General features: G+C 60.3%; 21 protein-coding genes. 5 read left to right on the top strand and 16 right to left on the bottom strand.

From position 1 onward, the window contains the following. Positions 1 to 18 precede the first annotated feature (18 nt). The 5 genes from QLG10_RS27375 to QLG10_RS27355 form a co-directional block, all read right to left on the bottom strand. Entirely contained in the window at positions 19 to 1044 is a 1026-nt protein-coding gene (locus tag QLG10_RS27375) for a putative 2-aminoethylphosphonate ABC transporter substrate-binding protein (protein WP_110750211.1), read from the bottom strand. 33 nt (positions 1045 to 1077) lie between these two features. After that, positions 1078 to 2802 (bottom strand): putative 2-aminoethylphosphonate ABC transporter permease subunit, encoded by a 1725-nt coding sequence (locus tag QLG10_RS27370; RefSeq protein ID WP_282488336.1) that lies wholly within the window; start codon positions 2800 to 2802, stop codon positions 1078 to 1080. Then, entirely contained in the window at positions 2802 to 3878 is a 1077-nt protein-coding gene (locus QLG10_RS27365) for a putative 2-aminoethylphosphonate ABC transporter ATP-binding protein (protein ID WP_110750207.1), read from the bottom strand. Before QLG10_RS27365 ends, QLG10_RS27370 begins: the two co-directional genes overlap by 1 nt. Before the next feature lie 257 nt (positions 3879 to 4135). Continuing rightward, positions 4136 to 4999, bottom strand: a complete 864-nt coding sequence (locus QLG10_RS27360; protein WP_110747869.1) for a LysR family transcriptional regulator — start codon at positions 4997 to 4999, stop codon at positions 4136 to 4138. Positions 5000 to 5015: 16 nt separating this feature from the next. Then, positions 5016 to 7277 carry a heavy metal translocating P-type ATPase gene (locus tag QLG10_RS27355; RefSeq protein WP_282488335.1) on the bottom strand — a complete coding sequence of 754 codons (2262 nt, stop codon included), beginning with the start codon at positions 7275 to 7277 and terminating at the stop codon, positions 5016 to 5018. Positions 7278 to 7362: 85 nt separating this feature from the next. Here QLG10_RS27355 and cadR point away from each other — a divergent pair, with 85 nt between their 5' ends. Then, positions 7363 to 7812 (top strand): Cd(II)/Pb(II)-responsive transcriptional regulator, encoded by a 450-nt coding sequence (gene cadR / locus QLG10_RS27350; protein ID WP_110747874.1) that lies wholly within the window; start codon positions 7363 to 7365, stop codon positions 7810 to 7812. 126 nt (positions 7813 to 7938) lie between these two features. On the opposite strand, the gene QLG10_RS27345 is transcribed toward cadR, so the two are convergent. The 3 genes from QLG10_RS27345 to QLG10_RS27335 form a co-directional block, all read right to left on the bottom strand. Continuing rightward, on the bottom strand, positions 7939 to 8910 hold the full coding sequence (locus QLG10_RS27345; RefSeq protein WP_020797329.1) for a thymidylate synthase: 972 nt from the start codon (positions 8908 to 8910) through the stop codon (positions 7939 to 7941). Between the two features lie 49 nt (positions 8911 to 8959). Further along, positions 8960 to 9766, bottom strand: coding sequence for a prolipoprotein diacylglyceryl transferase (gene lgt / locus QLG10_RS27340; RefSeq protein ID WP_008064986.1), 807 nt, complete (start codon positions 9764 to 9766; stop codon positions 8960 to 8962). Positions 9767 to 9856: 90 nt separating this feature from the next. Then, complete coding sequence (locus QLG10_RS27335) at positions 9857 to 10639, bottom strand: sulfite exporter TauE/SafE family protein (protein ID WP_110747877.1); 783 nt, start codon at positions 10637 to 10639, stop codon at positions 9857 to 9859. A gap of 132 nt (positions 10640 to 10771) precedes the next feature. Between QLG10_RS27335 and QLG10_RS27330 the strand changes: the two genes are divergently transcribed. After that, complete coding sequence (locus QLG10_RS27330) at positions 10772 to 11518, top strand: NRDE family protein (protein WP_282488334.1); 747 nt, start codon at positions 10772 to 10774, stop codon at positions 11516 to 11518. Between the two features lie 104 nt (positions 11519 to 11622). On the opposite strand, the gene ptsP is transcribed toward QLG10_RS27330, so the two are convergent. Both ptsP and QLG10_RS27320 read right to left on the bottom strand, forming a co-directional pair. Next, positions 11623 to 13902 (bottom strand): phosphoenolpyruvate--protein phosphotransferase, encoded by a 2280-nt coding sequence (gene ptsP / locus QLG10_RS27325; RefSeq protein ID WP_110747883.1) that lies wholly within the window; start codon positions 13900 to 13902, stop codon positions 11623 to 11625. A gap of 22 nt (positions 13903 to 13924) precedes the next feature. Further along, positions 13925 to 14404 carry an RNA pyrophosphohydrolase gene (locus QLG10_RS27320; protein ID WP_007897732.1) on the bottom strand — a complete coding sequence of 160 codons (480 nt, stop codon included), beginning with the start codon at positions 14402 to 14404 and terminating at the stop codon, positions 13925 to 13927. A 143-nt stretch (positions 14405 to 14547) separates the two neighbouring features. Between QLG10_RS27320 and QLG10_RS27315 the strand changes: the two genes are divergently transcribed. Then, a complete protein-coding gene (locus tag QLG10_RS27315; RefSeq protein ID WP_110747886.1) occupies positions 14548 to 15204 on the top strand; it encodes an HAD family hydrolase in 657 nt (218 codons plus the stop codon). Positions 15205 to 15308: 104 nt separating this feature from the next. Here QLG10_RS27315 and QLG10_RS27310 read toward each other — a convergent pair whose 3' ends face one another. Both QLG10_RS27310 and ilvA read right to left on the bottom strand, forming a co-directional pair. Further along, positions 15309 to 15734 carry a DUF2269 domain-containing protein gene (locus tag QLG10_RS27310; RefSeq protein ID WP_282488333.1) on the bottom strand — a complete coding sequence of 142 codons (426 nt, stop codon included), beginning with the start codon at positions 15732 to 15734 and terminating at the stop codon, positions 15309 to 15311. A gap of 39 nt (positions 15735 to 15773) precedes the next feature. Then, positions 15774 to 17288 carry a threonine ammonia-lyase, biosynthetic gene (gene ilvA, locus QLG10_RS27305; RefSeq protein ID WP_110747892.1) on the bottom strand — a complete coding sequence of 505 codons (1515 nt, stop codon included), beginning with the start codon at positions 17286 to 17288 and terminating at the stop codon, positions 15774 to 15776. A 269-nt stretch (positions 17289 to 17557) separates the two neighbouring features. Between ilvA and rpiA the strand changes: the two genes are divergently transcribed. Beyond that, positions 17558 to 18232 carry a ribose-5-phosphate isomerase RpiA gene (gene rpiA / locus QLG10_RS27300; protein ID WP_110747895.1) on the top strand — a complete coding sequence of 225 codons (675 nt, stop codon included), beginning with the start codon at positions 17558 to 17560 and terminating at the stop codon, positions 18230 to 18232. Positions 18233 to 18354: 122 nt separating this feature from the next. Here the strand turns inward: rpiA and QLG10_RS27295 are convergent, their stop codons facing one another. The 4 genes from QLG10_RS27295 to QLG10_RS27280 form a co-directional block, all read right to left on the bottom strand. After that, entirely contained in the window at positions 18355 to 19272 is a 918-nt protein-coding gene (locus QLG10_RS27295; protein ID WP_188263418.1) for an SdiA-regulated domain-containing protein, read from the bottom strand. 166 nt (positions 19273 to 19438) lie between these two features. After that, a complete protein-coding gene (locus QLG10_RS27290) occupies positions 19439 to 20362 on the bottom strand; it encodes an SdiA-regulated domain-containing protein (protein WP_110747901.1) in 924 nt (307 codons plus the stop codon). A gap of 247 nt (positions 20363 to 20609) precedes the next feature. Then, complete coding sequence (locus QLG10_RS27285) at positions 20610 to 21275, bottom strand: fumarylacetoacetate hydrolase family protein (RefSeq protein ID WP_110747904.1); 666 nt, start codon at positions 21273 to 21275, stop codon at positions 20610 to 20612. 30 nt (positions 21276 to 21305) lie between these two features. Continuing rightward, positions 21306 to 22700: an FAD-binding oxidoreductase gene (locus QLG10_RS27280; protein ID WP_033041948.1), complete on the bottom strand. Its 1395-nt coding sequence runs from the start codon at positions 22698 to 22700 to the stop codon at positions 21306 to 21308. A gap of 204 nt (positions 22701 to 22904) precedes the next feature. Here QLG10_RS27280 and serA point away from each other — a divergent pair, with 204 nt between their 5' ends. Further along, a complete protein-coding gene (gene serA, locus QLG10_RS27275) occupies positions 22905 to 24134 on the top strand; it encodes a phosphoglycerate dehydrogenase (protein WP_020797315.1) in 1230 nt (409 codons plus the stop codon). The last annotated feature ends 10 nt before the right edge of the window (positions 24135 to 24144 follow it).

Here is a 24144-nt window from a genome sequence, read left to right as displayed (position 1 = left end):
CTTTCAGGCTGCGAAGATTTACTTGGCCGCCACCTTCTCGGACTTGCCGTCATAACGCTTGCGCCATTCGGTCAAAATCTCGTCGCGATTCTTCGACGCCCAAGCGAAGTCGTTCTTGATCAAACGCTGCTCATAGTCAGCCGGCAACTCGGTCTGCGGCTTGGCGATACCAGGCTGTGCGAGTACGGCGAAGTTTTCTTTATAAAGCTCCATCGCCTCGGGGCTGGCCGAGAAGTCCGCGAGTTTCTTCGCGGCGTCTTCATGTTGGGTACCCTTGATCACGGCCGTGGCTTCGATCTCCCAGCCCAGGCCTTCCTTCGGCAGGATGATGTCCAGTGGCGCACCCTGGCGTTTGAGCTGCACAGCCGGGTATTCAAAGGAAATACCGATCGGGAACTCACCCGCCGCCGCCAGTTTGCAGGGCTTGGAACCGGAGTGAACGTACTGGCCGATGTTCTGGTGCAGGCCGTCCATGTAGGCCCAGCCCTGCTTCTCGCCGAAGGTTTGCAGCCACGCGCTGACGTCGAGGAAACCGGTGCCGGAAGACGCCGGGTTGGGCATGACGATCTTGCCTTTGTACTCGGGCTTGGTCAGGTCTTGCCAGCTCACAGGCTTGCTCAGGCCCTGCTTTTGGGCTTCGACGGTGTTGAAGCAAATGGTCGCGGCCCACACGTCCATGCCGACCCAGGCTGGCGGGTTGGCGGCGTCGCGGTAGTTGCCGCCAATCTTGCCAAGGTCTTTGGGCGCGTAGCTTTGCAGCATGCCTTGCTGGTCGAGGATCGCCAGGCTCGATGCGGCCAAGCCCCATACGGCGTCAGCTTGTGGGCGGTCTTTTTCGGCGAGCAATTTGGCGGTGATGATGCCGGTGGAGTCGCGCACCCATTTGATCTCGACGTCCGGGTTGGCTTTTTCGAACGCCTGCTTGTAGGTCTTGAGTTGCTCGGCTTCGAGGGCGGTGTACACCGTCAACTCGGTTTTCGCCGCAAAGGCGTTCAGGCTGAAAGCGGTGAGGACAGCAGCGGCCAGGGCCATAGGCTTGAACATGATCTTTTCCTGTAGTTGAGTTGAGAGGGTGAATCAGTGACCAGGCGCGGTCTGCCGCCAGGCTTGCGAGCGACGCAGCAAACCGCGCGAAGCCCAGGCCAGCAGCAAGGACACGCCCGCCGAGGTGAACAGAATCAGGGTCGACATCGCCGCCGCACCACCGACATTGCCGGCATCGTCCATGTTCAGCACCGCGACCGCCGCGAGAATGGTGTCGGGGCTATAGAGGAAGATCGCTGCCGAGACGGTGGTCATGGCCGAGACGAACAGGTAGCGCACGATATCCAGCAGCGCCGGCAGGCAAATCGGCACGGTGACCCGCAAGTAATGCCGATAAAGCGGCGCCTTGAGTGACAGAGCGGCGGCTTCGAACTCGGCATCGAGTTGGCGAAGCGCGGTGGTGGCGGTCATTTGCGCGGTGGTCAAATAATGCGCAATGGTGCAGACCACCAGCAAGGTCATGGTCCCGTAGAGCACGTGCAGCGGGTTGCCGGTGAGGTTGAAAAAGAAAACGTAACCCAGGCCCAGCACCAGGCCCGGCACCGCCATCGGTACGAAACTGAGCATGCGCAACGTCAGGTTCAGCCCACGCTGGCCCTTGGTTTTTTCCATCAGGTAGGCACTGGTGAAGATCAACAGGCTGCCGATCAGCGCCGTGCATAACGCCATCTTCACGCTGTTGCCGTAGGCCAGCCAGCCGCCACCCGCGGTGTCGTTGAACTGGTAGTGGTTGAGCGACAGCGACAGGTTGTACGGCCAGAATTTCACCAGCGATGAAAACACCGCCATGCCGAACACCATTAGCAACGCGGCGCAGATCAGCAGAACCACCATCAGGTAGCAGCCGTCGCGCAGCTTCGACGGCGCTGGTTTAAAGACTTGCGCCCGACCGCTCATGGAATCGCCATGACGCCGACGCAACCAGGCATCGACCCCGAAACTGAACAGCGCCGGCAGCAACAGCACCATGCCGATCAACGCGCCGCGACCGAACTGTTGCTGGCCGACCACCGCCTTGTAGGCTTCCAGTGCCAGCACTTGATAGTCGCCACCGACGACCACGGGTACACCGAAGTCAGTGATGGTCAGAGTGAACACCAGACAGAACGCAGCAAATACCGCCTGACGGGTCGCCGGCCAGGTGATGCTGCGAAAGGCTTTTGCCGGACTGGCGCCCATACTCGAGGCGGCATCGAACAGGCGCGCATCCGCCAGGGAAAGCGCTGACAGCAAAATCATCAAGGCATGTGGGAAGGTGTAGATGACCTCACCCAGAACGATGCCCCAGAAGCCGTAGATGTTATCCGAGAGCAAGCTGCGTAACAGGCCCTGGTTGCCGAACAGATAAACCAGGGCAATCCCCGGCAGCATCGAAGGCGCCATCAGCGGCAACAATGAAATCCCCCGCCAGATGCCCTTGCCGGGAATCAGGGTGCGTTGCAGGGCGTAGGCAAACAGGTAGGCCAGTGGTACGACAATGGCGGCGACGCTGAGAGATACCTTCAGGCTGTTGCCCAGCAACCAATGAAAATTGGCATTGCCGATCAATTCTTGAGCAGCCAGCCAGCCTCCGCCCTGCCCGGCTTCGGCACTGAAGCCGCGCCAGAAGATGGCCAGCAACGGCATCAGTACCGCGACGCCAAGCAGCACCAGCAAAAGGACTTTGCCGCCGACCACGAACAGGCGGTCGCCCAGTTCGGCACGGGAATACTTCCGCACCTGCTTGTGCGTCAGCGGCAGCGCGATGTTCGAATTCATCAGGCAAACACCTGCAAGCTCTGTGGCGGCAAGGCCACCATGATCTGCTGCGCGCCAAGACGCGGCATGGCTTCGGGTGCCAGCTCGGCCAGCAGTGCGTGGCCAGGCAAATGGTCGAGCTCGAAGCTCATCCGACAGCGATTACCCAGGAAGGTGATTTCACGAACCCTGGCCGGAAACAGGTTTTCTTCATGCACCGGCGGATTGACGTTGATCGCTTCCGGGCGACAGAACAAACGACCCGAGGCATTTTTTGCGCTGCCGTCGGCCAGGCGCAGGTTCATCCCGCCGACTTGGGCGTGGCTGTCGCTGTTGCGGCTGAAAGGCAGCCAGTTGCCCTGGCCGACGAACTCCGCCACGAACGGCGTGGCCGGACGGTTGTAGATTTCCTGCGGCGTGGCGTACTGCTCGACTTGGCCGTTGTTCATCACGGCAATGCGGTCGGCCATCAGCATGGCCTCGTCCTGGTTGTGGGTAACCATCAGGGTGGTGATGCCGAGGCTGCGTTGCAGCTGGCGCAGTTCGGTGCACAGGTGCTCACGGACGCGGGCATCGAGTGCCGACATCGGTTCGTCCAGCAACAACAACGAAGGTGCCGGGGCCAAGGCGCGAGCCAGCGCTACGCGTTGCTGCTGTCCACCGGACAACTGGCCCGGGTACTTTTTCTCACTGCCGCTCAGGCCAACCAGTTCCAGCATCTGACCGACACGCTGACGCACCTCTTCGCGGCCACTGCCGGCCAGGCCGTAGGCAATGTTCGCTTCGACGGTGAGATTGGGAAACAGTGCGTAGGACTGAAACAGAATGCCGTAGTCCCGCGCTTGGGGCGCCAGGTGGGAAACGTCGCGATCGCCTAGATAGAGCTCGCCGCTGTCCTGCTTCTCCAGCCCGGCGATGCAACGCAGCAAGGTGGTCTTGCCGCAGCCCGACGGGCCCAACAAACACACCAGCTCACCGGCCGCCACGTCGAGGGAAACGTTATCCAGCGCAGTAAACGCGCCAAAGCGCTTCTGTACACCGCGCACCTTCATCGGTGCGCCGGGGTTGGTCAGGGCAGTTGTGATCGAGTTGTTCATGGACGGACCTCATCTGGCAGATGGGGCCATCCTAGGGTTGTAATGCGTCCGTCATGTGGCAGTGAGGCAAAAACCGCCGATAGTGGTATTCGGGATTTTTGGTTGAGGCTGCACGATCTGTTGTGCCTTGTCTGGCCTCTTCGCGAGCAAGCCCGCTCCCACATTAGATCTTCAGTGAACTCAAATTTTGTGTTCGACGCAGACTCAATGTGGGAGCGGGCTTGCTCGCGAAGGGGCCGGTACTGTCACCGCTAATCTCAGGCCGGGGACATTTCCTGCGCCAATCCCAGAAACGCCGCCGGCAACCGCGCGTTTTTTCGCTCCTTGAGGCAATACAGGTACTCCGGAATCTGCGGCGCATTCTCGATGGTCAGCACGCGCAGTTGCGGATCATGCGGCACTTCCTGGCGGGCAATAATGCTGATGCCGATATTGCGCAACACCGCCTCACGGATCGATTCGCGGCTGCCAATCTCCAGCAGCGGCCCGAAACCGACACCGGCGCTGGCGAGCAACTCTTCGGTCAAACGCCGGGTGGTCGAACCCGGCTCTCGCATCAACAATGTGTGCCCTGCCAATGCGCCCAGCGGCACGTGATCGTATACCGCCAATGGATGATTGCGATGCACCGCCAGCACCAGCGGATCGCTGCCCAGCACCCGTCGAATCAGCCGCGCATCCTCCAGCAACTGCGAGGATGCCGCGACATCCACCCGGTACTCCTCCAACGCTTCGAGCACCTGCTGGGAGTTGCCGATTTCAACCGACACCTCTACCTGCGGCAGGCGTTCGCGGAAGGTTTTCACCAAGTCGAGGATGTAGTACGGCGCCGTAGCGGCGATGCGCAACATTCCTTGGACCTGCCCGCTGTTACGCAGGAAGAACTCGATGTCGGCTTCCTGTTGCAGCAGTCCCTTGACCATCGGCAACAGCCGCGCGCCCTCATCGCTGACGCTCAGGCGGCGGCCGCCCCGGTAGAACAACTCAACTGAGTACTGGCTTTCCAGGTTGCGAATCTGGGTGGTCACCGTGGGTTGGCTCAAACCGAGCTTTTTCGCTGCCAGGGTGATGCTGCCCAGGCGGGCGACCATGTAAAACGCCTTCAGCTCGGCACTCAGCACAACTGTCCCTCATCGTTTATTTGCGCAGCAGGCGCAAGCCATTGAACACCACCAACAGGCTCACGCCCATGTCAGCGAACACCGCCATCCACATGGTGGCGAGTCCGGCGAAGGTTACCCCAAGAAAGATCGCCTTGATGATCAATGCCAGGGCAATGTTCTGCTTGAGGATGCTCGAGGTTTGTCGCGACAGGCGAATGAACGTCGGAATTTTGCGCAGATCGTCGTCCATCAGGGCGACATCGGCGGTTTCGATTGCCGTGTCTGTGCCAGCGGCAGCCATGGCGAAACCAATTTCGGCGCGAGCCAGTGCGGGCGCATCGTTGATGCCGTCACCGACCATGCCAACGTTATGGCCCTGAGCATAAAGTGCTTCGATGGCTTGCAACTTATCAGAGGGCAGCAGATCCCCTTGTGCCTGGTCGATGCCAACCTGCGCGGCAATCGCCTCGGCGGTGTAGAAATTGTCGCCGGTCAGCATCAGGGTCTTGATGCCCAGGTCATGTAGCTGCTGGATCGCTTCGCGACTGGACTCCTTCACTGTGTCGGCCACGGCAAACAGCGCCAATGGGCCGGATGAATCGAGTAGCAGCACTACGGATTTACCCTGTTTTTCCAGCGCGAACAGCGTCTCTTCCAGCTCCGGCGAGCACAGGTTCAGGTCTTCGACCAGCCGATGGTTGCCCAAGTGATAGGTTTGGCCGTTGATGTCACCGCGCACTCCACGTCCAGCCAGCGCCTCGAAGTTATCCACAACCATCAGCGGGTGTTGTTTATCCACAGCGGCATTGGCGATGGCCAACGACACCGGGTGATCCGAACGACCGGCCAGTGCTGCGGCAATTGCCGGCACCGCGGCATCGGCCTTCGGATCAAGCTCCAGATAATCAGTCTGCACCGGCTTGCCGTGGGTAATCGTGCCGGTCTTGTCCAGCGCCAGATAGTCGAGCTTGTAGCCACCCTCCAGATAGACACCGCCCTTCACCAGAATGCCTTTGCGCGCCGCCGCCGCGAGGCCGCTGACGATGGTCACCGGCGTGGAAATCACCAAGGCACAAGGACAGGCGACAACCAGCAGGACCAGCGCGCGGTAGATCCAGTCAAACCACAGCGCATTCATGAACAGCGGTGGAATCACCGCCACCGCCAGGGCCAGGACAAACACCGCCGGGGTGTAGATTTTCGAGAAGCGGTCAACGAAGCGCTGGGTCGGCGCCCGCGCGCCTTGAGCCTGTTCGACGGCGTGAATGATCCGCGCCAGCGTCGAATGGTTCGCTTCAGCAGTCACGGCATATTCCAGGGAGCCGGCCTGATTGATGGTGCCTGCGAATACCTTGTCGCCAACGGTTTTCTCCACCGGCAGGCTTTCACCCGTAATCGGTGCCTGATCGATGGTCGAACTGCCGGACACCACTTCACCGTCCAGGCCAATCCGCTCACCGGGGCGTACCCGCACCCGCGCGCCGAGTTCGATGGACTTGACGTTTTGCGCAATCCAGCGGCCATCGGCTTGCAACACCGTGGCCTGCTCCGGCGCCATCTGCATCAGGCCGCTGATTGCATTGCGCGCCCGGTCCAGCGACTTGGCCTCGATCAGCTCGGCCACGGTAAACAGGAACATCACCATCGCCGCTTCCGGCCATTGCCCGATCAGGATTGCACCGGTCACCGCAATGCTCATCAAGGCGTTGATGTTCAGGTTGAGGTTCTTCAGGGCAATCCAGCCCTTCTTGTAGGTTGCGAGGCCGCCACTGAGGATCGAGACCAGAGCGATGACCGCCACCACCCAATTCGGTGCAGCACTGGTGAAGTGAATCACTTCGGCCACCAGCGCACCCAGACCCGACAACGCCAATGGCCACCAGGGCTTTTTCACCGGCGCCGGGGCGGGCGCTTCAACACCCTGCTCCAGCGGCTCGGCCTGCATGCCGAGGGACTTGATGGCGTCGATGATCGGTGCAGTGCCTGGCAGGTCGTAGGTTACGCCGAGCACACGGTTGATCAGGTTGAATTCCAACTGCTGCACACCCGCCAGCTTGCCGAGTTTGTTCTGGATCAGCGTTTGCTCGGTCGGGCAATCCATGGCCTCGATGCGGAAAGTGCTCAACCGCGCGTTGGCGGTCGGCATTTCGTTCAACTTGATCAGCGACGGCGCCGCCACTTTGGCGCAACAGCAGGAATCCCCGGGGCCGCCATGCGCATGTTTGTGCACAGGCTTGAGTTTATGGCTGTGATCGTGATCAGCCTCGGGTTTGTGGGTGTGAAGGGAGTCGCTCATCGGGTCGCGTCCTTGAAGGTGCCTGTTGCCAAGTAAAGACCCTGTAGCCACTATAGGGTCAAGCACCTATTTGGAGATTGCCGTCATGAAGATTGGAGAGCTGGCCAAACTCACCGACTGCGCCGTGGAAACCATCCGCTACTACGAACGCGAGAACCTGCTGCCGGAACCGGCCCGCAGCGACGGCAACTACCGGGTCTACACCCAGGCCCACGCCGAACGCCTGACCTTCATCCGCAACTGCCGCACCCTCGACATGACCCTGGAAGAAATTCGCAGCCTGTTGGCCTTTCGCGACAGTCCGCAGGATCAATGTGAAAGCGTGAATGCGCTGATCGACGAGCACATCCATCACGTCAAGGCGCGGATCGATGGGCTGCTGGCCCTGCAGGCGCAACTGCTCGACCTGCGCCAGCGTTGTGGCGAAGGACCAGATGTCGATCAATGCGGGATTTTGCAGAGGCTGGAAGTGAGTGGCGGGGTTGTGGCGACGGAGGTTGAGCATTCGCATGTGGGCCGTAGCCACGGTCACTGAAAGCACTGCAACGCCAAAAGTGGGAGCGGGCTTGCTCGCGAAGGCGGTGTGTCAGTCATTAGAGATGTCGACTGATACACCGCCTTCGCGAGCAAGCCCGCTCCCACATTGGTTAAGCGTCAGGAATCAGACCGCCATTGGCGCGGTCATTGGCGCATGGTGCTCATAGCCTTCCAGCGAAAAATCACTCGGTTCCACCAGCTCCAGCCACTCCGGCTGGTAAACACCCGTCTTGGCAAACTCCGGTACGCGGTCGGAAATCACCAGCTTGGGCATCGGGAACGGCTCGCGCTTGAGCTGTTCGTTGAGCATGTCCAGGTGGTTTTCATAGACGTGGGCGTCGCCGATGAAATAGGTGAACCAGCGCGGCGTGTAGCCGGTCAGGCGACCGATCAGGCTTAGCAGCGCGGCGCCTTCGGTGAGGTTGAACGGCGTGCCCAGGCCCAAGTCGTTCGAACGGATGTAGAGGGTCAGGGAAATCTCCCGGGTCTCGACATTCGGGTGGAACTGGTACAGCAGGTGGCAAGGCGGCAGGGCCATTTCATCGAGCTGCGCGACGTTCCAGCCGTGAAACAGGATACGGCGGCTGCCCGGGTCCTTGATGATGGTGTCGACGCACTGGCGAACCTGATCGATGGCCTTGTACAACACCACATAGGCCTGTCCATCTTCTTCACCTTCGGCAATCTGGCGATAACCCTGCTTCAGGGTTTGCTCGATGGCGGCCGGGTTGCTGACCGGGATTTGCTTGTACGCCGGCCATTTACGCCACTGCACGCCGTAGATCTCGCCGAGGTCGTCTTCACCCTGGCGGAACGGGTTGGCCAGCCACTGGGCGTTTTCATTGGCGTTCTGGTCCCAGACCTTGCAGCCCAACGCACGGAATTGCGCGGCGTTGTTCACGCCACGCAGAAACCCGCACATCTCGCCGATGGCGGATTTGAAGGCCATCTTGCGCGTGGTGATCGCCGGGAAACCTTCCTGCAGGTCGTAACGCAGCATGGCGCCCGGAAAGCTGATGGTGTTCACGCCAGTGCGGTTGGCCTGTTTGGTGCCGTTCTTGATGACGTGGGCGACCAGTTCGAGATATTGCTTCATGAATTACCTGTGTCCTTGAAACCCGCAGCATCGCTGCGGAGTTCGAAATTTATACGGCTGCCGCTGGAGTCGCCGGGGCGCGGTGATACGCCAGCCAGATCAGGAACAGCCCGCCGACGATCATCGGCACGCAGAGCACCTGGCCCATGGTTAGCCAGTTCCAGGCCAGATAGCCCAGTTGCGCATCCGGTACGCGGACGAACTCGACAATGAAACGGAAGATGCCATAGAACAGCGCGAACATCCCCGATACCGCCATGGTCGGCCGTGGTTTGCGCGAGAACAGCCACAGGATCAGGAACAGCGCGACGCCTTCGAGCGCAAACTGATACAACTGCGACGGGTGACGTGCCAGTTGTGCCGGATCAGTCGGGAAGACCATCGCCCACGGCACATCGGTAGCCTTGCCCCACAACTCGGCGTTGATGAAGTTACCGATACGCCCGGCGCCCAGGCCGATCGGCACCATCGGCGCGACGAAGTCCATCAGCTGGAAAAACGACTTGTTGTTCTTTTTACCGAACCACAACGCTGCCAACATCACGCCGATGAACCCGCCGTGGAACGACATCCCGCCCTTCCACACTTCAAAGATCAACAGCGGATTGGCGATATAAGCACTCAAATCGTAGAACAGCACATAACCCAGGCGACCACCGACAATCACCCCCATCGACATCCAGAACACCATGTCGGAGAGCTTCTCCTTGGTCCAGGTCGGGTCGAAACGGTTCAGCCGGCGCGACGCCAGCAGCCAGGCGCCGCCGATGCCGATCAGGTACATCAACCCGTACCAGTGGATTTTCAGCGGACCGATGGCCAAGGCCACCGGGTCGATCTGCGGGTAAGGCAGCATTGCGACTCCTCATGAGTTCAAATCAATTCCCGGGCGACGCTGTCACCTCAGGATTAAGCCAGGATTGTGTCGTGCGTCAGAGCAGATGCTTCAGACTAGAAAGTTCAGGCCAACGCCAAACAGCAAAGCGGCAAACAGTCTTTTGAGCAACCTTGGCGACAGATTGTGCGCCAGTCGCGCGCCGAACCGGGCGAAGACCATGCTGGTCAGGGCAATGCCCAGCAGCGCCGGCAAATAAATGAAACCGAGACTATGGGCCGGAAGCAACGGATCGTGCCAGCCCAGAATCATGAAAAATAATGCACTGGACAGCGCAATCGGCAGGCCGCAGGCAGAGGACGTGGCGACCGCTTGCTGCATCGGCACGCTGCGCCAGGTCAGGAACGGCACGGTCAAAGACCCGCCGCCAATCCCGAAAATCGCTGAAGCCCAGCCAATTACGCTGCCGGCTACGGTCAGACCGAGTTTACCCGGCACCGTTCGGCTGGCCTTGGGCTTGAGGTCCAACGCCAGCTGCGCAGCAATGACCAAGGCAAACACGCCGATGATCTTTTGCAGGTTGGGCCCGGAGATCGCTTCGGCAGTCAGCGCGCCAAAACCCGCACCGATCAGAATGCCCAGGGTCATCCACGCAAAAATTGGCCAGCGTACCGCTCCACGGCGATGGTGCTCCCGAATGGCGTTGACCGAGGTAAAGATAATCGTCGCCAGCGAGGTGCCTACGGCCAGGTGCGTGAGGATCGACGGATCGAACCCCTGGGCCTTGAAGCTGAATACCAGCACCGGGACGATGATGATTCCGCCCCCCACGCCGAACAGCCCGGCCAGCACTCCGGCACAGGCGCCGAGCGCCAGATAGAGCAGAAATTCCATGCTTTTCCCCTCCCAACCCCAAAATCGGAGCGGCATGGTAACGGATGCATGGCCTCGGGCTCCACTGGATGGCGATGGATACCCGCACGATGACTGCGTAGAGTGGGGGAAAAAACACACAAGGATCACCTTATGTGCCTGATTGTTTTCGCTTGGCGACCGGGCCACGCCCAACCGCTGATAGTGGCGGCTAACCGCGACGAATTTTATGCCCGCCCCAGCCTGCCACTGGCGCAATGGCCCGAGGCCCCCCAGGTGCACGCCGGGCGAGACCTGGAGGCGGGAGGAACCTGGCTCGGTCTCGGCGCCAACGGGCGCTTTGCGGCGCTGACCAACATCCGCGACCCGCATCGACCGCCAGGGCGCCGGTCGCGCGGTGAGTTAGTGGCGGGATTCCTCACCAAAGATGTGCCAATTGATGACTATTTAGACGACGTTGTCGCCCGTTCGCCGGAATATGGCGGATTTAACTTACTGATCGGCAACGCCAATGAGTTGTGGCATTTCAATGCGCGGGAATCGGAAGCGGTGATGCTACCGCCGGGGATCTACGGCCTGTCGAACGCCGGGCTCGATACACCGTGGCCGAAACTGCTCAGGGCCAAGGCGGCACTGGGCGAGGTACTGGATGATCCGCAACCGCAGTCTTTGCTGGCCTTGCTCGGCGACTCACAGCAAGCGCCGTTTGCAGACCTGCCGGACACCGGAGTGGGGTTGGCCACCGAGACGCTGCTGTCGAGTGTGTTTATTGCCAGCCAGAGTTATGGGACGCGGGCGAGTACGGCGTTGATTGTGCAGGCGGATGGCTCGCGGCATTTGGTCGAACGGAGTTTCGGGCCGTTTGGCGGACATCTTGGGGAAGTGGATATTCGGCTTTAGTGTTGCGTTGTTCGTTCGACCCTCTTCGCGAGCAAGCCCGCTCCCACATTTGAAATGCGTTTAAATGTGGGAGCGAGCCTGCTCGCGAAGGGGGTGTCGCAAATTCAGAGAGGCTTGATCGCCGCCGGATTGATCATCCGTGCCAACCCAAGGTTCTTCAGCGCCAACTGCAGCGAACTGTGGATAACCTGCGGGTTGTCGATGGTCATCAGTTCGGCGAGCAGTTGCTTGGCCTTGCTCAAGTTGATCTGGCGCAGCATCCACTTCACCTTCGGCAAGTTGGTGGCGTTCATCGACAAGCTGTCGAAACCCATCGCCATCAAGAGCACCGCCGCCGCCGGGTCACCGGCCATTTCGCCGCAGATACTCACTGGCTTGCCTTCGGCATGGGCGTCTCGCACTACGGTTTGCAGGGCTTGCAGCACCGCCGGGTGCAGGTAGTCGTACAGGTCGGCTACTCGCGGGTTGTTACGGTCCACGGCCAACAGATATTGGGTCAGGTCGTTGGAACCAACCGACAGGAAGTCCACCTGTCGCGCCAGTTCCTTGGTCTGGTACACCGCTGCCGGAATCTCGATCATCACGCCAATCGGTGGCATCGGCACGTCGCAACCTTCGTCGCGAACCTCGCCCCAGGCCCGGTGGATCAGGTGCAGGGCTTCTTCCAGCTCATGGGTGCCGGAGATCATCGGCAGCAGAATCCGCAGGTTGTTCAAGCCTTCACTGGCCTTGAGCATGGCGCGGGTCTGCACCAGGAAGATTTCCGGGTGGTCGAGGGTGACGCGAATGCCGCGCCAGCCGAGGAACGGGTTGTCTTCCTTGATCGGGAAGTACGACAGCGACTTGTCGCCACCAATGTCCAGGGTACGCATGGTCACTGGCTGTGGGTGAAACGCGGCCAGCTGCTCGCGGTAGATCGCCAGCTGTTCCTTTTCACTCGGGAAGCGCTGGTTGATCATGAACGGCACTTCGGTACGGTACAGGCCGACGCCTTCGGCCCCGCGCTTTTGCGCGCGCGCGACGTCCGCCAACAGGCCGGTGTTGACCCAGAGCGGCATGCGATGGCCATCGACCGTGATGCACGGCAGATCGCGCAGCGCATCCAGCCCGAGGGCCAGTTGCTTTTCTTCTTCGACCACCTCGGCGAACTGCTTGCGCAGCACGTCGCTGGGGTTGGTGTAGACCTCGCCGCGGTGACCGTCGACGATCATGCCAATGCCGTCGACCTTGGAATACGGCAGGTCCACCAGGCCCATCACCGTTGGAATGCCCATGGCCCGGGCAAGGATCGCAACGTGGGAGTTACCGGAGCCAAGCACCGAAACCAGGCCCACCAGCTTGTTTTCCGGAACCTCGCCGAGCATGGCCGGCGTCAGTTCCTCGCTGACCAGGATGGTGTTGTCGGGATAGACCAGGGTTTGCTGGCGCTCTTCCTGCAAATAAGCGAGCAGGCGACGACCGAGGTCCTTGACGTCCGACGCACGCTCACGCAAGTAGGCGTCGTCCATCAATTCGAAGCGGTTGACGTGATCGGTGACCACTTGGCGCAACGCGCCCTGGGCCCACTGCCCGGTCTTGATCACGGTGGTCACTTCGCTGCCCAGCGCCGCATCGTCGAGCATCATCAGGTAGACGTCGAACAACGCGCGCTCTTCCGGGCGCAACTGCGTGGCGAGCTTGGCGGACAACGCACGCATGTCCGCTCGCACACCTTCGATGGCGGTCTTGAACAGCCCCAGTTCCGCTTCGATGTCGATAATGGTCTTGTCGGGCACCACGTCCAGGTCGGCCGGCGGCAGCATGACCACCGCCGTACCGACCGCCGCGCCGGGCGAGCCCGGCACGCCGATGAACTTGGCTTCCTGGATACCCTTGCCCTGCCGGCCCAGGCCACGGATCGAACCGGTGGCCTCGGCGTGGGCGATAACCCCGGCGAGTTGCGCGCTCATGGTCACGAGGAAGGCTTCTTCGCCTTCATCGAACTGGCGGCGCTCTTTTTGCTGGATGACCAACACACCGACGACACGTCGGTGGTGGATGATTGGCGCCCCGAGGAACGAAGCGTAGCGCTCTTCACCGGTTTCGGCGAAGTAGCGGTAGCGCGGGTGATCCGCGGCGTTTTCGAGGTTCAGGGGTTCTTCACGCGTGCCGACCAGACCCACCAGACCTTCATTGGGCGCCATGCTGACCTTGCCAATCGAGCGCTTGTTCAAGCCCTCGGTGGCCATCAGCACAAAGCGGTTGGTCTCGGGGTCAAGCAGGTAGACCGAGCAGACCTGGCTGCCCATGGCCTCTTTGACGCGCAACACAATAATCCCCAACGCCGCCTTGAGATCCTTGGCGGAGTTAACTTCCTGGACGATCTTGCGCAGCGTATTGAGCATGGCTCGGGGTCGAACTCCGTCGTCAGTCGCGCGCTAAAAGGCGCGGGGCAAGCTCTTTGAGGGCGCGTCGATACACCTCGCGCTTGAATGTCACCACCTGGCCCAACGGATACCAATAACTGACCCAGCGCCAGCCATCGAATTCCGGTTTACCGGTCAAATCCATCCGCACCCGCTGCTCATTGGAGATCAGGCGCAGGAGAAACCATTTCTGCTTCTGGCCGATGCACAGCGGTTGGCTGTGCGTCCTGACCAGACGTTGCGGCAAACGATAGCGCAACCAGCCCCGAGTGCAGGCGAGTATTTCAACATCTTCGCGCTCCAGGCCCACTTCTTCGTTCAGCTCGCGGTACAAGGCGTCTTCCGGCGTCTCCTGGGGGTTGATCCCGCCTTGAGGAAACTGCCAGGCATCTTGATTGATACGGCGAGCCCATAGCACCTGGCCGGCATCATTCGTGAGAATGATCCCGACATTAGGACGGAAACCATCGGGGTCGATCACGGCAACAACCTCGCAAACGCATGTCATCGCATTGTTCCACAAAGGTTGTTAAGGCAGCAACGCGCCGGCCTACGTTATGTGCACTCTTGTGAAAAGTCCGTATTCTGGACGCCTTTCTACAGACTTTTCAGCGAGTAACTGCGATGCGGCTGGCTTTATTCGACTTGGACAACACGCTTCTGGGCGGCGACAGTGACCATGCCTGGGGCGATTACCTTTGTGAACGCGGCTTCCTCGACGCCGTCGCCTACAAGGCCCGTAACGACGAGTTCTACCAGGACTACCTGGCTGGCAAGCTCGATAACGACGCCTACCTGAACTTCTGCCTGGAAGTGCTCGGCCGTACCGAGATGGCCACCCTGGACCTATGGCACAGCGACTACATGCGCGACTGCATCGAACCGATCCTGCTGCCCAAGGCGATCGAGTTGCTGGCCCAACACCGCGATGCCGGTGACAAACTGGTGATCATCACCGCCACCAACCGCTTCGTGACCGGCCCGATTGCCGCGCGCCTGGGCGTCGAGACCCTGATCGCCACCGAATGCGAAATGCAGGACGGCCGCTACACCGGGCGCAGTACCGATGTACCGTGCTTCCGTGAAGGCAAGGTGACAAGGCTCAATCGCTGGCTGGAAGAAACCGGGTACAACCTCGAGGACAGCTACTTTTATAGCGACTCGATGAATGACCTGGCGTTGCTGGAGCAGGTGGCGAACCCGGTGGCGGTCGATCCGGATCCGAACTTGCGCGCCGAGGCCGAGAAGCGGGGCTGGCCAGTCATCAGTCTGCGCGGCTGATATTGCTTTCGCGAGCAGGCTCGCTCCCACAGTGGATGTGTGAACGACACAATTTCCTTGTGGGAGCGAGCCGGCTCGCGAATGGGGCAACACGGTTTAACCGGTTAAACCGGCTTGGCGCCCATTAATCCCGCAATCGCCACAAAGCAGACAAAACTGAACAACGCCAGTGCAAAGGTAAATCTGCCCACCCCACCCGGCGTCTTGCGCACCTTGTTCAGCCTTACCAACAACCAGAACCACGACAACGCCGCAACGGTGTAAAGCACACTGGAAGCCAGCAACCAGGTCTGCCCCAACGGCCAGCCCACCAGGTGCACCATCCACCAACCGGTAATCGGCATGCTCAGCAAAGCCAGCCCCATCAACAGCCAGACGAACACCCGAGGCCGTTGCAGCGTACGGCTGCCCGCAGTCACGTCGCCGTTACGCCGGGTCCGCCAGACCCAGATCCCCAGGCCCAGCGCACAGACCAGCAACACCACCGTCGCCACCGTGTGCGCCGCTTTCAGGGCCGTCAACGTTTCCATGGTTCGATTTCCTTAGGGCGTGCCCATCAGCGTAGCCGCTCAGCCGAGAAACAACTGATAGGCCGGATTGTCGGTTTCGTCCCAGTACGGGTAGCCGATTTCTTCCAGCGCTGCCGGCACCAAATGACGCTCCTCGTGAGGCACCTGCAGGCCCGCGACCACACGACCATCGGCCGCACCGTGGTTACGATAGTGGAACATGGAAATGTTCCAGCGCCCGCCGAGCTTGTTGAGGAAGTTAAACAACGCGCCCGGACGCTCCGGGAATTCGAAGCGCAGGATCACTTCATCGACCACATGCGCCGCGCGACCGCCGACCATGTGGCGGATGTGCAACTTGGCCAGTTCGTTGTCGGTCAGGTCGACGACCGGAAAGCCCTGCTCGCCCAGGCTGGCGATCAGCGCGCGACGTGGGTCGGTTTCCGGATGAGTCTGAACCCCGACAAAGATGTGCGCTTCGCTGCCAGTGTTATAGCGGTAGTTGAATTCGGTGATCTGGCGCTTGCCGATGGCTTCGCAGAACGCCTTGAAACTCCCCGGCTGCTCAGGGATGGTCACGGCGATGATGGCTTCACGGCCTTCGCCCAGTTCAGCGCGCTCGGCGACATGGCGCAGGCGGTCGAAATTGACGTTGGCCCCGGAGTCGATGGCCACGAAGGTCTGGCCAGTGACGCCGCGGGACTCGACGTACTTCTTGATCCCGGCCACGCCCAAGGCGCCGGCAGGTTCGGTGATCGAACGGGTATCGTCGTAGATGTCCTTGATCGCCGCACAGATTTCGTCGGTACTGACGGTGATGACTTCGTCGACGTAGTCTTTGCAGATATCAAAAGTGTGCTGGCCGATCTGGGCCACCGCGACGCCATCGGCGAAGATGCCCACGGTCGGCAATACCACACGCTCACCCGCCGCCATGGCGGCTTGCAGGCAATTGGAGTCGTCCGGCTCGACGCCGATGACCTTGATGTCCGGCCGCAGGTACTTCACGTACGCCGCGATACCGGCGATCAGGCCGCCACCACCGACTGGAACGAAGATCGCATCCAGGGGCGCCGGGTGTTGGCGCAAGATCTCCATCGCCACTGTGCCCTGCCCGGCAATGGTGTGGGGATCGTCATAGGGGTGAATGTAGACGTAGCCTTTTTCGTCGACCAGTTTCAGCGAGTAGGCCAGGGCCTCCGGAAACGAATCGCCGTGCAGCACCACTTTGCCACCGCGCGAACGCACGCCTTCGACCTTGATCTCGGGCGTGGTCTTGGGCATGACGATGGTGGCTTTCACGCCCAGGACCTTGGCCGCCAGGGCCAGGCCTTGCGCGTGATTGCCCGCCGAAGCGGTAACCACGCCGCGAGCGCGCTCTTCATCGCTCAGCTGCGTCAGCTTGTTGTAGGCGCCGCGAATCTTGAAAGAGAACACGGGCTGCAAGTCTTCACGCTTGAGCAAAATCTCGTTGCCCAGCCGCTCGGAGAGCTGGCGAGCAGTCTGCAATGGGGTTTCTACGGCAACGTCATAAACGCGCGAGGTGAGGATCTTTTTGACGTACTGTTCAAGCATCGGAAAGCATCACTGAGCGGGTTGGGCAGGATCAAGGAGTCTAACCCGGCTTTTAGCCGCACGACCACCTGTTGTAGGAGCGAGCATGCTCGCGAGAAACCCAAAGGCGCTGCGGGGTGCCTGGTTTCACGCGTTATCGTTCACGACCATCGCGAGCATGCTCGCTCCTACAGGGTACAGTCACGGACCGCCAATCGGACAATGACCTTCCCTGCCCCGAGGCCTATAATGCCAGCCTTTCGTTCTCTCTTCGGCACTTCGGAGCCCGCATGACCCAGGATCAACTCAAACAGGCAGTAGCCCAGGCCGCCGTCGACTTCATCCTCCCGAAACTCGACGACAAGAGCATCGTTGGGGTCGGCACCGGCTCCACCGCCAACTGCTTCATCGATGCCCTGGCCAAGCACAAGGGCGCGTTCGATGGCGCGGTCGCCAGCTCCGAAGCCACCGCCGCACGCCTCAAGGGCCACGGGATCCCGGTCTATGAGCTCAATACGGTCAGCGACCTGGAGTTCTACGTCGACGGCGCCGACGAGAGCGACGAGCACCTGAACCTGATCAAGGGCGGCGGCGCAGCCCTGACCCGTGAGAAAATCGTCGCGGCCGTGGCCAAGACCTTCATCTGCATCGCCGACGCCAGCAAACTGGTGCCCGTCCTCGGCGCCTTCCCGCTGCCCGTGGAAGTGATCCCGATGGCCCGCAGCCACGTGGCCCGCCAGCTGGTGAAACTCGGCGGTGATCCGGTCTACCGTGAAGGTGTAGTCACCGACAACGGCAACATCATCCTCGACGTGTACAACCTGCAGATCACCAATCCGGTGGAACTGGAGTCGCAGATCAATGCGATCGTCGGCGTGGTCACCAACGGCTTGTTCGCGGCGCGCCCGGCAGACCTGCTGTTGCTGGGCACGAGCGAAGGTGTGAAGACCCTGCGCGCCCAGTAAGAACACGCACAATCCTTGTAGGAGCTGGCTTGCCAGCGATTAGGCCATCAAATCCAACATTGATGTTGAATGATCTGCCGCTATCGCTGGCAAGCCAGCTCCTACAGGTTCGTGTTCGTGGCTCAGGGCTGTGTTGGCTTTTTGAAGACGTAGAACAGATTCGGTTCACTCACCAGGTACATCGTACCGTCGTCGTCCATGGCGATACCTTCCGCTTGCGGCACGGTCTTTTGCAGACCTTGCCGGCCCTTGTTCAGTGACATGGTGCTCAGCGGTCGCCCATCCACATCCAGCTCCAGAATCAGCCGCGACTCGTCGGACAGCGCCAGCAAGTGCCCGCTACGCTCGTCGTATTGCAGGCTCGACAAATCCCGCACAAACATCCCGGCGTCGCGCTTGGGATTGTTGACCACATGTACCGCGTAGGACTTTTCCGGATTGAAATGCGGAAAGCCGTGCACTTCGTAGATCAGCATCGGGTCGCGCTCCTTGGCGACAAACAAGCGCTTGCCTACCGAATCGTAAGCCAAGCCTTCGAATCCCTTGTTGCCGCTCATGTGCACACCGAGGGTCATCTGTTCCGCGTCCGCCGCGTCGAGAAAGGTGGTGTCATGCTCCAGATGGATCTTGATCAGGCGCTGCTGGCGCTCGTCCGTGATCACGTAGGTGTCGGCGCTGATGAACTCGACAGCTTCAGGATCACCAAAACCGACCAACGCGATGCGCCGCAAGATCCTGCCCTCGAGCGACAGCTCGATCAATTCGGAGTTTTGATTGGTGACCGTGAACAGGCTTTTGCGCACCGGGTCGTACGTCAAGGCTGAAACATCATCGTCCAGCCCTTCAATGACCCGCCCCTCCAGCACCACCCGATACTGATCCAGGCCGATGGACTGGGTGCTCATCGGCTGCCAGAGCGTGCGCAGGTTGAACCAGGTGCGCTCGAACAGGCGTAAATGCTGCCCGAATGCGATCAATACGCTCAGGGCAATCACCGACAGGAGCAACAGCAGAGGTTTGGGGCGGGCTAATCGGCGCATTCAGGCGGGCTCGGCTTCAGGACAGGCGGATGAAATATCACGCCTGCCTGAACTGAAGCTTAATGGCCATTGGCCCCGTAGGACAATGTAGGAGCTGCCGCAGGCTGCGATCTTTTGATCTTGTTTTTTAAAAGCAAAGTCAAAAGATCGCAGCCTGCGGCAGCTCCTACCGTTTTTCGAAACGGTAAAACAGGTTTGGCTCACTCACGATGTACATCGTGCCGGCCTCGTCCATGGTCACGCCTTCAGCCCGAGGTATGGTTTTTTTCAAGCCGTTGAAGCCACCGAGCAAGGTCATGAAGCTGACCTGTTCGCCTTTCTCGTCCAGCTCCAGCAACAGGTGGGAGTCAGCGGACAACACCAGGGTGTGGCCCGTGCGCGGATCGATGGCAAGGGCAGACAGGTTGCGGATGTCCAACTCGTCACTGACCAGCTTTTGCTTGTCGCCGCTGAGCGTCTTGCCGTCGCCTTTCCAGGCAAACAGCGCGGGTGGACGCTCTTCGCCGAGCAGCAATTGCTGATTGCGTGCATCCCATACGACCGCCTCAAACGCCTTGTTCTGGTCTTTCGAAGGGCCAAGGTCGTACTTGGGGAAATCAGCGATGTTCAGCTCGCGAGTGCCGGCATCGACCTTGACGAGGGAGATCTGGTGGTCACGCTCATCGACAATGGCCAGCACTCCATTGCCCAGCGCTGTTACCCCTTCAGGATTGCTCCAGCCTACCAAGGGCATTTTGCGCAGCACATCGCCTTGCAGCGACAACTCGACCAGGAACGGGTTCTTACCCATTACCGAAAACAGGGTTTTGGTCTGGGCATCGTAGGTGACGTCCGACGCTTCGTCCTTTTCCATGCCCGGAAGTGGCTTGGCGTCGATCACCGCATGATAGTCCGGCAGCCAGACGCTGCCCTGACGTTCGGCCGGGCTTTCAAAACGCTCCAGCACCCAGAGCACGCCGCGGTCATCCCAATGCATGGCAAACGCCAAACCGTAGGCGGCGGCGACCAGCAGCAACAGCCAGGAATACCAACGCAAGGCAAAGCGCGAGCGACGGGCAGGTTTGAGCGACGAGATTGGTTGAGTGGCCATCAGGGCATGCGTTCCAGAAATTCAGGCTTGGGGTAATAGCACAATTGGGCCCGGCTCAGATGCCGAAAGCCGTGGAATTATGCAGACCTGATGTGAAAAAAACGGGAAATGGCGAGACCACGCTGTATGGGCACAGCTAACCCTGTAGGAGCTGGCTTGCCAGCGATGAGGCCCTAACATTCAACGCCCATGTTGGCTGTTAGACCACTATCGCTGGCAAGCCAGCGCCTACAAGGGTTTGTGTTCCTTAGCGAACGCTGCTGGTGAAGCGGCTCGCGCCCGGCAGTTCCAGGACGATCTCGTCGCCAACATTCAGCGGGCCTACGCCCACCGGTGTGCCAGTGAGGATCACGTCACCGGCCTGCAGCGAAAAGCAACCGGCCATGTGCTGGATCATCGGCACGATCGGGTTGAGCATCGCACTGCTGTTGCCATCCTGGCGCACTTCGCCGTTGATGGTCAGGCGGATGCCGATGTCGGTCAGGTCGGCGAAGGTGCTGCCGGAAACGAACGGGGCAATCACTGCTGCGCCGTCGAAGGACTTGGCGATTTCCCAGGGCAGGCCCTTGGATTTCAGCTCGGCCTGCTTGTCGCGCAGGGTCAGGTCCAGGGCCGGGGCGAAGCCGGAGATGGCGTCCAGCACTTCTTCAACGCTGGGCTTGGTCGACAACGGCTTGCCAATCAGCACCGCGATTTCCGCTTCGTAATGCACCGAACCACGCTCGGTTGGAATGCTGAAGCCGCCTTCCAGCGGCACCACACAACTGCCCGGCTTGATGAACAGCAGCGGCTCGGTCGGCACCGGGTTGTCCAGTTCCTTGGCGTGTTCGGCGTAGTTACGGCCGATGCACACCACTTTCCCCAGCGGGAAGTGAATACGCGTACCGTCGACATACTGGTGCTGATAGCTCATGGACCGACTCCTAGTTCGTAGCTTTTAAAGTCAAACAGCGAAAATCTTGCCCGGGTTCATGATCCCGTTCGGGTCGAACACCGCCTTGACCGCTTTCATGTACTCGATCTCAACCGGGGAACGGCTGTAGGTCAGGTAATCACGCTTGGTCATGCCCACGCCGTGTTCGGCGGAAATCGAGCCGTTGTACTTCTCGACGGTTTCGAACACCCACTTGTTAACGGTTGCGCACTTGGCGAAGAACTCGTCCTTGCTCAAGTTATCCGGCTTGAGAATGTTCAAGTGCAGGTTGCCGTCGCCGATGTGACCAAACCAGACAATCTCGAAGTCCGGGTAGTGTTCGCCGACGATCGCGTCGATTTCCTTGAGGAATGCCGGCACTTTCGACACGGTCACCGAAATGTCGTTCTTGTACGGCGTCCAGTGGGAAATGGTTTCGGAGATGTATTCGCGCAGTTTCCACAGGTTCTGCAACTGGGTTTCGCTCTGGCTCATCACACCGTCCAGGACCCAGCCCTGCTCGACACAGTGCTCGAACGTTTCCAGGGCGTGGTTGGCCACTTCTTCGGTGGTCGCTTCGAATTCCAGCAGCGCGTAGAACGGGCAATCGGTTTCGAACGGAGCCGGCACATCACCACGGCCCATGACCTTGGCCAGGGCCTTGTCGGAGAAGAATTCGAAAGCGGTCAGGTCGAGCTTGCCCTGGAAGGCATGCAGCACCGGCATGATCGAGTCGAAATCAGCGGTGCCGAGGACCATGGCAGTCAGGTTTTTCGGCGCGCGATCCAGGCGCATGGTCGCTTCCACCACGAAACCGAGGGTGCCTTCGGCGCCGATGAAGAGCTGGCGCATGTCGTAGCCGGTGGCGTTCTTGATCAGGTCGCGGTTCAGCTCCAGCACGTCGCCCTTGCCGGTGACGACTTTCATGCCGGCCACCCAGTTACGGGTCATGCCGTAGCGAATCACCTTGATACCGCCGGCATTGGTGCCGATATTGCCGCCAATCTGGCTCGAACCTGCCGAAGCGAAGTCCACCGGGTAGTACAGGCCCTTTTCTTCGGCCACGTTCTGCAGATGTTCGGTGACCACGCCCGGCTGGCAAACAGCGGTGCGGTCGGTGAGGTTCACGTCGAGGATCTGGTTCATGTAATCGAAGGACACGACCACTTCGCCATTAGCTGCCACTGCAGCGGCGGAAAGGCCGGTGCGGCCACCGGAAGGCACCAGTGCCACCTTGTGTTTGTTGGCCCACAGGACGATGGCCTGGACCTGTTCGGTGGTCTTGGGGAACACGATGGCGGTCGGGGCCGGAGCGAAATGCTTGGTCCAATCCTTACCGTAAGCATTCAGGGAGTCGGCATCGGTCAGCACCTTGCCAGGCTCAACCAGGGTCTTCAGCTCATCAATCAGGGCAGGATTGGTCATCGACAGAACTCTCGAACAATTCATGGTCATCCTGAGAACGCTTCACGTCGCAGGAATGAGTGTTTAGCGGGGTGCATATGCTAGCATACCGACCCCGCAGCATAGTGCCCAACGGCTGTTCTGCGGTGACGGTTTAGTTGCCGTCCGGGTCAGCATCTGTTGACCACTTCCTGCCATTTTTCTCCGGGATACAGGTTTACGCAGATGAGCAAGACTTCTCTCGATAAGAGCAAGATCAAGTTCCTTCTTCTCGAAGGCGTCCACCAATCGGCTGTCGACGTCCTCAAGGCGGCGGGCTACACCAGCATCGAGTACCTCACAGGTTCTCTGCCGGAAGCCCAGCTCAAGGAAAAGATCGCTGATGCTCACTTCATCGGCATTCGCTCGCGCACTCAACTGACCGAAGAGATCTTCGATCACGCGAAGAAGCTCGTGGCTGTAGGGTGTTTCTGCATCGGCACCAACCAGGTCGACCTGAGCGCTGCCCGCGAACGCGGCATCGCCGTGTTCAACGCGCCGTACTCCAACACCCGCTCCGTTGCCGAGCTGGTGCTGGCCGAAGCGATCCTGTTGCTGCGCGGTATCCCTGAGAAGAACGCTTCCTGCCACCGTGGTGGCTGGATCAAGAGCGCGGCCAACTCCTTCGAGATCCGCGGCAAGAAGCTGGGCATCGTCGGTTACGGCTCGATCGGTACTCAACTGTCGGTCCTGGCCGAAGGCTTGGGGATGCAGGTGTACTTCTATGACACCGTGACCAAGCTGCCACTGGGTAACGCCACCCAGGTCGGCAACCTGCACGAACTGCTGGGCATGTCCGACATCGTGACCCTGCACGTACCGGAAACCGCTGCCACCCAGTGGATGATCGGCGAGAAGGAAATCCGCGCCATCAAGAAGGGCGGCATCCTGATCAACGCCGCTCGCGGCACCGTGGTCGAGCTGGACGCCCTGGCGGACGCGATCAAGGACAAGCACCTGATCGGCGCGGCCATCGACGTGTTCCCGGTGGAGCCACGCTCCAACGACGAAGAGTTCGAAAGCCCGCTGCGTGGCCTGGACAACGTGATCCTGACGCCGCACATCGGTGGTTCCACCGCCGAAGCGCAGGCCAACATCGGCCTGGAAGTGGCAGAAAAACTGGTCAAGTACAGCGACAACGGTACTTCGGTATCGTCCGTGAACTTCCCGGAAGTAGCCCTGCCGGCTCACCCTGGCAAGCACCGCCTGCTGCACATCCACGAGAACATTCCGGGCGTGATGAGCGAGATCAACAAGGTCTTCGCCGAAAACGGCATCAACATTTCCGGTCAGTTCCTGCAGACCAACGAGAAAGTCGGCTACGTGGTGATCGACGTAGACGCCGAGTACTCGGACCTGGCGCAACAGAAACTGCAACACGTCAACGGCACCATTCGTAGCCGCGTTCTGTTCTAAGAGCAGCGTG

Source organism: Pseudomonas sp. V98_8, assembly GCF_029967975.1.
GTDB classification, from domain to species: Bacteria; Pseudomonadota; Gammaproteobacteria; order Pseudomonadales; family Pseudomonadaceae; genus Aquipseudomonas; species Aquipseudomonas umsongensis.
Note: the sequence above shows the minus strand (reverse complement) of the source record. Positions and strands in the feature narration are given on the sequence as shown.